The following is a 12915-nucleotide window of genomic DNA, read 5'->3' as shown; positions in this document are numbered from 1 at the left end:
ATAGTTTAATATGAAAATTGAAGAGACGTTTATAAAAGATTTAGTAGTTGTAGAACCAACGGTATTTGGCGACGAGAGAGGTTACTTTTTTGAGTCTTATAGTAAAACCAAATTTGAAGATTTGGGAATTGATATTGAGTTTGTTCAGGACAATCAGTCATTCTCTAAAAAAGGAACTTTAAGAGGTTTGCATTATCAAAATCCGCCTTTTGCACAAACAAAATTGGTTCGTGTTCTTGAAGGTGAGATTATAGATGTTGCAGTAGATTTAAGAAAAGATTCTCCAACTTACGGACAATCATTTAGTGTTTTATTGTCTGCCGAAAATAAAAAACAATTGTTAGTTCCTCAAGGTTTTGCACATGGTTTTTCGGTAATTAGTGAAACAGCTTCGGTAATGTATAAATGCGATCAGTTTTATAACAAAGCTTCTGAAGGAGGTATTAAATTTGATGATCCGTCTTTGAGTATTGATTGGGGAATGGATTTAAAAGAAGCAATCGTTTCAGAAAAAGATCAGATACTTCCGTTTATTGATAATTGTAATAGTTTGTTTTAATGAAAAAAATTCTTGTAACAGGAGCAAACGGTCAATTAGGTTCTGAACTTTCGGTTTTATCTTCAAAATATCCGGAATACAATTGGATTTTTGCAGATAGAACTCAAATTACGTTGGATAATTTAGAAGTTTTAAAATTACAATTAAATGAAATTAAACCTGATATAATTTTAAATTGTGGTGCTTATACGGCAGTTGATAAAGCTGAGACAGAAACAGAATTTGCTTTTACAATTAATGAGTTATCTGTAAAGTTAATAGCAGAATTTGCATTAGAGAATAGAGCGAAATTAATTCATATTTCTACTGATTATGTTTTTGACGGAACTTCTTCGGTTGCTTTAAATGAAGAGGAGAAGACGAATCCGATTAATGTGTACGGGGCTAGTAAAAGAGCGGGTGAAATTGCTTGTTTAGAAAAAAATCCAGACGCAATTATTATAAGAACTTCTTGGGTATATAGTAAATTTGGAAACAATTTTGTAAAAACCATGCAGCGATTAATGCAGGAAAGAGAATCCTTAAATGTGGTAAATGATCAAATTGGTTCGCCAACTTATGCTGCCGATCTTGCTCAGGCAATACTTGATATTTTGAAAGCTCCAAATTGGATACCAGGAATTTATAATTATTCAAATGAAGGAGAAATAAGTTGGTATGAATTTGCGTTGGATATAAAAGAATTTGGCGGTTATAATTGTAACGTTAGCGGAATTCCATCAGCAGTTTATCCAACACCTGCAAAACGTCCGGAATTTTCTTTATTAGATAAGAAAAAAATTAAAACCATTTATAATTTGGAAGTACCATATTATAAAGAAAGTTTGAAAAAAATATTCATGTAAAATAAGATGATTTGACTTTAGCATTTCAATAACGAAATCTAAAATCTAAAATCTAAAATCTAAAATCAAGATTTATGAAAGGAATTATTCTAGCGGGAGGTTCTGGCACAAGATTGCATCCGTTGACACTTGCCATGAGCAAACAAATGATGCCGGTTTACGATAAGCCGATGATTTATTATCCGTTATCGACTTTGATGATGTCAGGGATTAACGAAATTTTAATTATTTCTACCCCTCATGATCTCCCAAATTTTAAAAAACTTTTAGGAGATGGTTCCGCTTTAGGATGTAAATTTAGTTATGCAGAGCAGGCTGTTCCAAATGGTCTGGCTCAAGCTTTTGTAATTGGAGAAGAGTTTATCGGCGATGATGATGTTGCTTTAATATTAGGTGATAATATCTTTTTTGGTTCTAATATGCAGGAACTTTTAAAATCTAATACCAAACCAACGGGTGGTGTTGTTTTTGCTTACCATGTTTCGGATCCGGAGAGATACGGTGTAGTTGAGTTTGATGAAAATTTGAAAGCGATTTCTATCGAAGAAAAACCTGAAAATCCTAAATCAAGTTATGCTGTACCGGGATTGTATTTTTATGATAATTCTGTTGTCGAAATTGCCAAAAATATTAAACCGAGTGCTCGTGGAGAATATGAAATTACAGATGTAAATAAGGTATATCTCGAAAGAGGAGCTTTAAAAGTTGGCATATTAAGCAGAGGTACAGCCTGGCTTGATACTGGAACTTTTAATAGTTTGATGCAAGCAGGGCAATTTGTTCAGGTGCTTGAAGAGCGACAAGGACTTAAAGTTGGTTGTATTGAAGAAATAGCTTGGAGACAAGGTTTTATCAATGACGATCAATTAGAAACATTAGCTTTACCATTGGTCAAATCTGGTTATGGGGCGTACCTGATCGAATTTTTGAAACAGAAAAAAAGAGGCGTTAGATTTTAATTTCGATAGAAAATAATTTTTTGAAATCTTTAATTTGTATTTTTGTAATACAAATCGTGAATTTAATATTAAAACCAAACTCATTTGGATACCAATAAACAAAACAAAATAGGGGATTTGTTGCATAATTTATTGTCACCAAGAAATTTAAGACTCAGTATTCATAATCTTAGTTATCTGCCAAGATGGATTATTGTTGCGATAGATATTTTAGTTATTGCATTTGCATTTTCTTTCACTTACATGTTATTTGAGGGCACTGCTATGGGGTATATTATAACGTCGCATCATTATGTTTACATAAGTGGTATTATAGTAACAAATATTTTCTTTTTCTGGTTGTTCCGAACTTATTCAGGAATTATCAGGCACTCTTCTTACATAGACGCGATAAAATTGCTTTTTTCGCAAATGTCTGTTTTGGTATTCTTTTTATTTGTTAATCTACTTTATGAACTATATTCAGGACACAAAGCTTTTCTAAATACTGCTCTTTTTATAAATATTGTACTGTCATTTTGTGGCTTATTTTTATACAGAGTAGTCGTAAAGCAAACCTTTGAGCTTTATTTTTCTGAAAAAACGTCATCAAAATTAATTAGAACTGTAATTTACGGTACAGACGCTAATGCTATCTCCGTTGCCAATGCCTTAAAATTTGAAACGCCTTCTCGTTTTAAAATAGTTGGTTTTATTGATAAAAACAGTCAGAATGCATCTAAGCGAATGCTGGATCTGCCCATACTTATTCAGAGAAAAAGATTACCAGCCTTAATGCGATCTGTTGCCGCAGAAGGAGTAATTATAGCAGATAAAAGTTTGACCAAAGACGAACAATTGGTAATTGTAGATCAATGTTTAGAGTTCAATTATAGGGTTTATACGGTTCCATTAATTTCCGACTGGGAAAATCAAAAAGAAATTTCTCAAAAGGTAAAGAACATTCAAATTGAAGATTTATTAGAGAGAAAACCAATTGTTTTGGATAGCAAGTCTATTTCAAAACAATTAAAAGATAAAACGATTCTTATTACAGGTGCCGCTGGTTCTATTGGTAGCGAAATAGTACGCCAAGTAGCCGGTTTTAGTCCTAAAGCCATTATAATATTAGATCAGGCAGAAACGCCACTTCATAGTTTGCATTTGGAAATGCAGGCGGCAGGAACAAATGCTAAAATACATGCTGTTATTGCCGATGTAAAAAGCAAACAAGCTATCGAAAGAGTGTTTAAAAACTTACAACCTCAAGTTGTATTTCATGCAGCGGCCTATAAACACGTTCCTCTAATGGAAGAAAATCCATCACAGGCGATTCTAACCAATATAGAAGGAACAAAAAATTTGGCTGATCTTGCATGTAAATATGGTGTCAAGAAGTTTGTAATGGTTTCTACAGACAAAGCGGTGAATCCGAGTAATGTTATGGGAGCTAGTAAGCGTATTGCCGAAAAATACGTACAATCATTGTTTCTGAAAAATCAAAAAGAGGAGAATAATTATAAAACGAAGTTTATTACTACTCGATTTGGAAATGTATTAGGTTCCAACGGATCGGTTGTGCCTCTGTTTACAAAACAAATTGCCGAAGGTGGTCCTGTTACCATAACCCATCAAGATATTATTCGTTATTTTATGACGATTCCTGAGGCTTGTCAACTTGTGCTTGAAGCAGGAGCAATGGGTAATGGTGGTGAAATTTATATTTTTGATATGGGAAAACCTGTCAAAATTATAGACTTGGCCAAAAAAATGATAAAATTAGCAGGTTTTATTCCTGACAAAGAGATAAAAATAAAGATCGTTGGTTTGCGCCCAGGCGAAAAATTGTATGAAGAATTACTAAATGATAATTCGAAAACATTACCAACCTACCACAACAAAATTATGATTGCTCAGGAAATTCAGGATGAATACGAAAATTTGCATACTGAGATTGACGAGTTAATCGGGATAGCCAATTTTTTTGATAATGATGATATCGTTTCAAAAATGAAGAAAATTGTTCCGGAGTTCAAAAGTATGAATTCCAGTTTTGAAGTACTGGACAAATAATGGTATAGATTTCTAAATTTAAATAAGGTGTTTTTTTGCAAAAAGCACCTTTTTGCGTTTTAGAGCCGTAGTGTTTTACATAAAAATCTGGTTAATTGACAGAAACTTTATTGCGAATAGAATTTTAGTTTTTTCAATCTGTTATGGAATCAAAATAAAAGTATATTTGCTGTCAATTAGTTTTATCATTCTGGTGAGACTATTTAGAATTCTAGAGCATATATAACTATAATGTAGCAATGAATAATTCGGAAAATAATCCATCCTGGTTGTTTGAAATAACGCCAAAAAATAATTTTTTCTCCTTAAATTTTAAAGAAATTTGGCAATACAGAGATTTGTTATTTCTGTTTGTAAAAAGAGATGTAATTACAGTGTACAAACAGACTGTTTTGGGGCCGCTCTGGTACTTAATTCAGCCTTTGTTTACCTCAGTCACTTTTACTATCATTTTTAACAATGTTGCCGGAATTAAAACAGGTGGGATTCCGCCATTTTTATTCAATTTAGCAGGCATCACCGTTTGGAATTATTTTACAGCCTGTCTTACTGGAACTTCAGATACTTTTAAAGCTAACGCCAGTATTTTTGGAAAAGTTTATTTCCCTCGAATTATTACACCCCTTTCGATCGTGATTTCAAATTTGATAAAGTTTGGAATTCAATTTCTAATTTTTATCGCTTTTTACATTTACCACTATATTGTAGGATATGATTTGGTTTTGAATGGTTATCTGGTGTTTTTCCCCGTTCTAATTGCTATTATGGGTATTTTAGGACTTGGATTAGGAATGTTAATCTCTTCGATGGTAACAAAATATAGAGATTTTAGCCATTTGATTGGTTTTGGAATACAATTGCTAATGTACCTCTCGGCGGTGATGTACCCAATGCAATTATTAAAGCAAAAGTTGCCCAAACTAGGTTGGCTTGTCGAGTATAATCCGCTGGCTTATATTATCGAGACTTCACGCTATATGCTTTTGAACGTTGGCAATGTTTCGGTAATGGGGCTAATTTATACATTCATAGTCACTGTTATATTGTTTTTTATCGGACTTTTAATTTTTAATAAAACTGAAAAAAGCTTTATTGATACTGTTTAATTAGCTTTAGCGAAAGAAAAAATGAGTAAAGATATTATATTAAAAGCCGAAAATATTTCTAAACAATATCGTTTAGGACAGGTGGGTACCGGAACTTTAAGCCATGACATAAATCGCTGGTGGCATCAAATAAGAGGAAAAGAAAATCCGTATTTGAAAATTGGCGAGATCAATGACCGTTCGACAAAAGGTTCTTCAGATTATGTTTGGGCATTGCAGGATATTAATTTTGAAGTAGAAAGAGGGGAAGTTTTAGGTATTATTGGTAAAAATGGTGCTGGAAAATCTACTTTGCTAAAAATACTTTCAAAAGTAACAGCTCCAACGACCGGAAGTATTAAATCTCGTGGTAGAATTGCTTCACTTTTAGAGGTAGGTACCGGTTTTAACGGAGAAATGACAGGACGAGAAAATATTTTTCTTAACGGAGCCATTCTTGGTATGACCAAAAAAGAAATTACCTCTAAACTTGCTGAGATAATAGAGTTTTCAGGTTGCGAACGTTATATAGATACCCCCGTAAAAAGATATAGTTCCGGAATGACAGTTCGTTTGGCGTTTGCTGTAGCTGCTTTTTTAGAGCCTGAAATTTTGGTCATCGATGAGGTGCTTGCAGTGGGCGATGCAGAGTTTCAGAAAAAAGCGATCGGCAAAATGCAGGATATTTCAAAAGGCGAAGGAAGAACAGTTTTATTTGTCAGCCATAATATGGCAGCGGTAAAAAGCCTCTGTACAAGAGGAATTGTCATGGAACATGGTAAAGTTGTTTTTGATGGAGGTATTGATCAATCGATTCAGAGATATTTATCTACCAAAAATAATAATATTGGTCTCATTGATAGGAAGGACAGACTTGGAACTGGAAATGTAAAAATAATAGATGTAAAAATTCAAGACTACGAAAAAATAATGACTGGTTCAAATATGATAATTGAGCTCTTTTATAAAACGGTTGTTGAAAATTCTAGAATTAATGAATTTGGTTTGAGTATATGGGATTATAAAGAAAATAGGATAATTAGCCTGTCTTCAACGTTTAAAGATCAATTAAATGACATATCTGAGTCAGGTGTAATATTATGTGAAATTCCCAACATGCCTTTAGTGAAGGGTACTTATAAACTAAATTGTTTTGTAAGTTCTATATTTGGTTTAGAAGATTATATAGAAAATGTACAAGAGTTTGATGTTGAAGATAGTGATATATTTGGTACTGGAAAGACAATAAACCCTGAGTGGGGGATGATAATTGTAGAACATAACTGGAGTAAAAAAGATGTTACAAAAAATTGAAGATTTAGAAAAATGGAATGATATCGAAGATCCCTGGGGATATAATGATAATGTTCATGATGCATTAAGAAAAAGAATTCTATTGGACGAAATACCAAAAATGCAATACAAGAATGTTTTGGATATAGGTTGTGGACAGGGATTTGTTACAAAAGATTTACCAGGTGAAAAAGTTTACGGCGTTGATATTTCGGAAACAGCCATAAAATATGCACAAAATAATAATAAGAATGTTATTTATTCAACGGGTTCGATTTTCGAAATTGACAAATTGTTTGATATTAAATTTGATTTAATAATAATTACAGGAGTTTTATATCCGCAATATATTGGAAACTCGTCATCACTTATTTATTTATTAATAGATAAAATTTTAAAGTCTAATGGAATTTTAATTTCTGTACATATAAATGAATGGTATTCTTGTCAGTTTCCGTATTTAAAAATAAATCAAGTGTTTTATGATTACAGAGAATTTACACATAATTTAGAAATATATTCAAAATGATTTTAATGTATCACAAAATCCATCCTGATACACCAACAATGTGGTGGGTTTCTGTAAATGAGTTTTATAGACAGATGGTAGAATTATCAAATAAAAAGGTAGTTTATTTGAATGATTATGATTGTAAAAATGAAAATCATGTAGTAATAACTTTCGATGGTATTTATAAAAATATATATGAATATGCATTGCCTATTTTAAAGCATTTTAATTATCCTTTTGAACTTTTTCTAACTTCTGATTATGTGGGATATGATAATTCTTTTGACTCAGTCGAGCCATTAACCAAGTTTACAAATTCTTTTGAATTGTTAAAACTTGTTGAAGGAGGAGGTAGATTACAATGGCATACGAAGAGTCATCCCAACTTAAAAAATGTTAGTGATTTAGAAGTCATAATTGAAGAATTAACTGTCCCAGAAGAAATTAAAATTTTAGATATAAATGGATTCGACTGGTTTGCCTACCCACATGGAGAGTTTAATGATTTAGTTGTGAATGAAGTTAAATTAAGATTTAGAGGGGCATTATCATGTAACCAAGGGGATGAATTTGATAAATATCGATTTAATAGACTTACAGTAGAAAACCATACTTCCTTAAAGAAAAATACCATTGCATGTATAATTCCTTGCTATAATTATGGGCGGTTTTTAATTGAAGCAATTGAGTCAGTCATTAAACAAACAATTATTCCAGATGAAATATTAATCTCAGATGATTGCTCAACGGATGAAACTCAAATTATTGCGCAAGAATATGTAAAAAAATTTCCTGGATTGATAAAGTACAATAGGAATGAAACTAATCTTGGGATTGTTAAACATTTCAATGAAGCAATTAAATTAACAAAGGCAGATTTTATTTTTTTTCTAGGGGCAGATAACCGTTTATTAAGTAATTATGTTGAAGAATGTATCAAAATTCTAAATAAAAGTGAAGAAATAGGTATTGCTTATACGGATTATACTTTTTTTGGGCCAAGAGCAAAAATGGCTTATGAACTCTTACCAGATTTTAGACATTTTGGAATTATTAATAATAGTTTTTTTAAAGTTTTTTTCCCTGAAACAAATTCTCGATTTGAGTTACTGGATATTTTAAATCAGTCTAACATAATACATGGTTCTTCGATGTTTAAAAGAACAGCCTATGATAGTGTACAAGGTTACATTCAGAGTGAGATGCCAGAGGATTATAACCTCTTTAAAAGAATTGTTGAGAAAGGTTGGGATGCTAAAAAAGCCAAAAATACTAATCTGGAGTATAGACAACATAGTGATTCACAAGCTAATAATGTTCTTTCATTACAAAAACTGATGCTATTTTATAAAGATTCATATTTATCTTTAAAAAAAGAAAAGAACGATTATGAAAATAGTAAAGTTTTTCGAATTTCTTATAAGCTATATCGTTTTTATAGATTCATTAAGAGAAATTATAACAATCCAAGAAAAATTTTTAAAAGAATTTTAAAAATAAAGTAATTCGACACTACTTTAATACTCATTTTAATACTCATTTTAATAATATAAAATTGAATCAAGTTACTCCATTAATATCTGTGATTGTGCCAAATTATAATCACGAGAAATTTTTAATTCAACGTTTAGATAGTATATTTAGTCAAAACTATCCTAATTTTGAAGTTATATTAATTGATGATTGTAGCTCTGATAATAGCCGAGCAATAATTTTAGAGTATGCCAAAAGAAGAGAAGTTGTTCATTGTATTATGAATGAAGTAAATTCAGGAAATACTTTTGTTCAATGGAATAAAGGAATAAATTTGGCTAGCGGAGAATATATTTGGATTGCAGAATCTGACGATTTTTGTACGAGCGATTTTCTTTATAGATTAATACAACCATTACTAAAAGATCAAAATGTCGTGTTATCTTATTGCCAATCTAATCGAGTGGATGAAAGAGGAGAAGTTTATGGTAATTGGATTGAATATACGAAAAGATTTGATACGTCATTGTTCAATAAAGATTTCATCTTATCTGGTAATGATTTCATTAAACGATTTTTAGTTTACCGAAATGTTATTCCTAATGCAAGTGCAGTACTTTTTAGAAAATCTAGAGTGATGGAAATAGGCCCTTTAGATGAGGATCCATATTTGAAATGTAATGGTGATTGGTTGTTTTACACGAAGTTGATTTTAAATAAAAAAATAGCCTTCCTGTCAGATTCGAAGAATAATTTTAGATTCCATTCTCAAAGTGTAATAGCTAGATCAACAAAAACTCAGAAAAGACTTGTTACTATAGAAATACTAATAGCAATGAGAAAAACAATGATTAATTACTTTTTAAAACAAAATTCTCACGAGATTGCTTTAATAGAATTAAATAAAAAGCAAATTAGAGTTCTAAGATATGAGAAAGCGCTGTTTTTAATTAGAAATAAGGATCAAATTAAAGGCTGCTTGATTCTTTTATCTGTTTTTGATTTGTTTATCAAAGAGTACAAATTTTATAAAAATCTGAAGTTAAAAGTTAAAACTTTAATTTAATTCGACTACTGTGTTACAAATGTTGGTTTCGATAATAATTCCTGTACACAAAACAGCCAATTTTTTTAAAATGTGTTTAGAAAGTTGTTTGGCTCAGACCTATAAAGAAATTGAAATAATAATAGCATGTAACGGGGGGTTAAGCATCCGGGAGTGTAAAGATTTTTTAAATATTGATGACGCACGAATTATTTATTTAGAAACAAAAAATGGAAGACATAATGCAAGAAACGAAGCACTATTAGTTGCTGGGGGTACTTTTGTTCAGTTTTTAGACTACGATGATTTTTTGTTCGCTAATAAATTTTCAGCTCAGATAAATTTGATAAAAGAAAATTTTAATAATCAGGTTTTAATTTCAAAGTGGAAAAAATTTAGAACAAATGTAAATGAAGATTATACTTTTCCGTTTGATCTGATGTTTGAAGAGGGAAATCTTTCTGTTGGAAGATTAATTGAAAAACTTGGTCAAAGTGGAGGATTTATTGCTACAGCTTCATGGATTGTTTCAAGAGATCTGCTTACCGGGATTGAGTGGATAGACAGTCCTAATGATGATGCAGTTTTTTTCTCTGAGATATGCAAAAAAAATCCAAATGTGATGATGGTACCTCAGGTATTAGCGGGTTGCAGAATTCATGATGATAACACGAGTGCCATCCGATCTCAACAACAATTTGATCTTTTGTTAAAAGGCTGGAGCCATATTTCTAATAATTTAAAAGCAATAAGAGGTTTTCAAACAAATCTTTACTTATATAAATCATATTTGTATTTGATAAGTTACTCTAAGTCAATCAAAAGATATCGCCTTTTGGAAGTAATTTGTAAAAGTGTTTTTTACGGTCTGAAAAGTGGTTTGGGTTTTAATGTCATAAGAGATCTCAGAAAGAAAATTCTTAAATGATTTTGATTTAAAATAATGAAAAAAAAAATACTGTTATTTGGTCCAATTGGAGATTTTGGCGGGAGAGAATTAGAAGCAGGTTTTATAGCTTCAATTCTGTCTACAAAGTATGATGTTGATGTTTGTACTACCAGTGTAGTTTCTGATCAATCACAAGTATTTGGCTTTAATAAAAATCAAAAGGTATTTTCTTTAAATGACTTATTATGTAATGATGATTTTACTATAAAAACACTTTCTTTTTTAGCTTATTTGAAAAATCGTTTTAGAGGTAGTTTTAGAAATTATGCTAATAATGTAGTCGTTAAGCGTTATTTTAAATATGATAAAAAAGTAAATAACATTCTTGAAGAATTAGTAAAACAGTATAACGCTGTACTTATATGTGCAAATTTATCTTCCAATTATATTACTGATATTGTCTCTTTTTCAAAAAAATACAATGTTAAAGTGGTTTTTAGAACGACTGGGCAAATTAAGGATATAAAGTTTGACTACCTAGGCAATGTAGATTTGTTTATTCATCATTCTACTAGCAACGCTGGAAAACTCAAATTAGAAAATTATAAAATAATTGATCAATGTAGTTTCATCGAAGATAAATTACTTTCTTTAGTCAATAATAATAACAACACTAATTTTTTATTGCTAGGAAGATTATCTGCTGAAAAAGGTTTTGAAGAAGCAATAGATTTTTTTATGAGATGCAAAGGAGAAATGGATAATCTTACTATTGTAGGAGACGGCGAATTAAAGGAAAAATTACAATTAAAATACGCATCATTTCCTGAAATAAAGTTTACTGGTTTTATAAAATCTGAGGATTTAGACAAAATTTTTAGTGAAATAGATTGTTTAATTATTCCATCTTTGGAGGAGTCTGGACCGCTAGTTGGCATTGAAGCCATGGTAGCAGCAAAATCAATTATTTCGACAAAAGTGGGAGCTATGGAGGAAAGATTGCAAGATACTTTAAATGATTTTTGGTTTGATATTAATGATTATAATTCATTTGAAAGAGCATTTACCAGATTTAAAAATCTTGATTACCAATTTCTGAATGAAATAAGTCAGAGCCTTAGAAATAAGTATAAAAAAGTATATTCTATTGAATCTATTTCGATAAAATATTTAAAATCAATTGATAAAGTTTTAGAAGCATGAGATTAGGAATGAATCCTCAGAAAGAGGAAAAGAAAGTGATTTTGACAACCAATCATAGAATAGTAATAGTGGTGTATATTCCTAACGAAGAGGGTTTTTATAAAGATTCATTAAATGTTTTTAAACTATGTCTAGATTCATTAATAAGAACAATCAATTCTTCCGCGGCTATTACGGTAGTTAACAATGGGTCTTATGATAAGGTATCTGATATTTTACAGATCTATCTAAAAGAAAAAAAAATAGATACATTAATATCGCACAACGTAAATATTGGTAAAATCGATGCGCAAATAGGAGCAGCAAGAGGTGCAAGAGAAAAGTATATCACGCTTACAGATGCAGATATATTATTTGATTATGGATGGCAGGAAAAAGTCGAAGAAGTTTTTATGGCATTTCCTAATGCAGGATCTGTATCGCCCATACCTGTGCGAACAGGCTTATACGCAGGTACAAGTTCTGTTTTAAAGCAGATTTTATTGAGGAAAATAAAATTTAAATTTATTCCAATACCTGAAAACTTTGACAGCTATAATAAATTTTTAACAAGTATTAATTGGGATTTAGATGAGGATAAAAATATTAAATGGCCAGTAGTAGAAAACAGGGGAATAAGTGCAATCATTGGTAGTGCTCACCAAGTGCTTACTATAGATCGGGATATTTTGTTTACTACCTCACCATCAAATCCGTCTTTAACTCTTGTAGGAGGTAATTCTGAACACAATTATGTAGATGTACCAATTGATAAAGCAGGAAAGCTGAGGTTGTCTACTATTCATAATTTTGCTTATCACATAGGCAATACAGTAGAAGAATGGATGCTGGATGTTCAGTCAGAAAATAAAGATTACAAAAAGAACAAAATAATAGGAAAGACGGAAGTCTTATCAGATCTATTCAATTCAAGGTTTAGCAAAAAAAAATATGTTTTAAAAAAAATGATTGTAAAAAAAGCATTTGCATTGCTTTATGCTAAAGAACTTAAGAAGTAGATA

Annotated in this window: 12 protein-coding genes; all 12 read left to right on the top strand. The window is 30.8% G+C overall.

The features are described from left to right. Window positions 1-10: 10 nt before the first annotated feature. Window positions 11-559, top strand: a complete 549-nt coding sequence (rfbC, locus tag LNP22_RS01920; RefSeq protein WP_229975061.1) for a dTDP-4-dehydrorhamnose 3,5-epimerase — start codon at window positions 11-13, stop codon at window positions 557-559. Then, on the top strand, window positions 559-1404 hold the full coding sequence (rfbD, locus tag LNP22_RS01915) for a dTDP-4-dehydrorhamnose reductase (RefSeq protein WP_229975060.1): 846 nt from the start codon (window positions 559-561) through the stop codon (window positions 1402-1404). Before rfbC ends, rfbD begins: the two co-directional genes overlap by 1 nt. A gap of 74 nt (window positions 1405-1478) precedes the next feature. Continuing rightward, window positions 1479-2363, top strand: a complete 885-nt coding sequence (gene rfbA, locus LNP22_RS01910; RefSeq protein ID WP_229975059.1) for a glucose-1-phosphate thymidylyltransferase RfbA — start codon at window positions 1479-1481, stop codon at window positions 2361-2363. Window positions 2364-2447: 84 nt separating this feature from the next. After that, window positions 2448-4415 (top strand): nucleoside-diphosphate sugar epimerase/dehydratase, encoded by a 1968-nt coding sequence (locus LNP22_RS01905; protein ID WP_210665825.1) that lies wholly within the window; start codon window positions 2448-2450, stop codon window positions 4413-4415. A gap of 239 nt (window positions 4416-4654) precedes the next feature. Continuing rightward, on the top strand, window positions 4655-5521 hold the full coding sequence (locus tag LNP22_RS01900; RefSeq protein WP_229975058.1) for an ABC transporter permease: 867 nt from the start codon (window positions 4655-4657) through the stop codon (window positions 5519-5521). A gap of 21 nt (window positions 5522-5542) precedes the next feature. Continuing rightward, on the top strand, window positions 5543-6814 hold the full coding sequence (locus tag LNP22_RS01895; RefSeq protein WP_229975057.1) for an ABC transporter ATP-binding protein: 1272 nt from the start codon (window positions 5543-5545) through the stop codon (window positions 6812-6814). Continuing rightward, window positions 6798-7322 (top strand): methyltransferase domain-containing protein, encoded by a 525-nt coding sequence (locus LNP22_RS01890; protein WP_210665828.1) that lies wholly within the window; start codon window positions 6798-6800, stop codon window positions 7320-7322. The genes LNP22_RS01895 and LNP22_RS01890 overlap by 17 nt, the downstream gene beginning before the upstream one ends. A 5-nt stretch (window positions 7323-7327) precedes the next feature. After that, on the top strand, window positions 7328-8809 hold the full coding sequence (locus tag LNP22_RS01885; RefSeq protein ID WP_229975056.1) for a glycosyltransferase: 1482 nt from the start codon (window positions 7328-7330) through the stop codon (window positions 8807-8809). 50 nt (window positions 8810-8859) lie between these two features. Continuing rightward, window positions 8860-9843 (top strand): glycosyltransferase family 2 protein, encoded by a 984-nt coding sequence (locus tag LNP22_RS01880; RefSeq protein WP_229975055.1) that lies wholly within the window; start codon window positions 8860-8862, stop codon window positions 9841-9843. Window positions 9844-9862: 19 nt separating this feature from the next. Continuing rightward, window positions 9863-10750 (top strand): glycosyltransferase family 2 protein, encoded by an 888-nt coding sequence (locus LNP22_RS01875; RefSeq protein WP_319616424.1) that lies wholly within the window; start codon window positions 9863-9865, stop codon window positions 10748-10750. Window positions 10751-10765: 15 nt separating this feature from the next. Then, window positions 10766-11914, top strand: a complete 1149-nt coding sequence (locus tag LNP22_RS01870; RefSeq protein WP_229975053.1) for a glycosyltransferase family 4 protein — start codon at window positions 10766-10768, stop codon at window positions 11912-11914. After that, complete coding sequence (locus LNP22_RS01865; protein WP_229975052.1) at window positions 11911-12912, top strand: glycosyltransferase family A protein; 1002 nt, start codon at window positions 11911-11913, stop codon at window positions 12910-12912. The genes LNP22_RS01870 and LNP22_RS01865 overlap by 4 nt, the downstream gene beginning before the upstream one ends. Window positions 12913-12915 lie beyond the last annotated feature (3 nt).

It is taken from the genome of Flavobacterium flavipigmentatum (assembly GCF_020911905.1).
Lineage (GTDB): Bacteria > Bacteroidota > Bacteroidia > Flavobacteriales > Flavobacteriaceae > Flavobacterium > Flavobacterium flavipigmentatum.
Note: the sequence above shows the minus strand (reverse complement) of the source record. Positions and strands in the feature narration are given on the sequence as shown.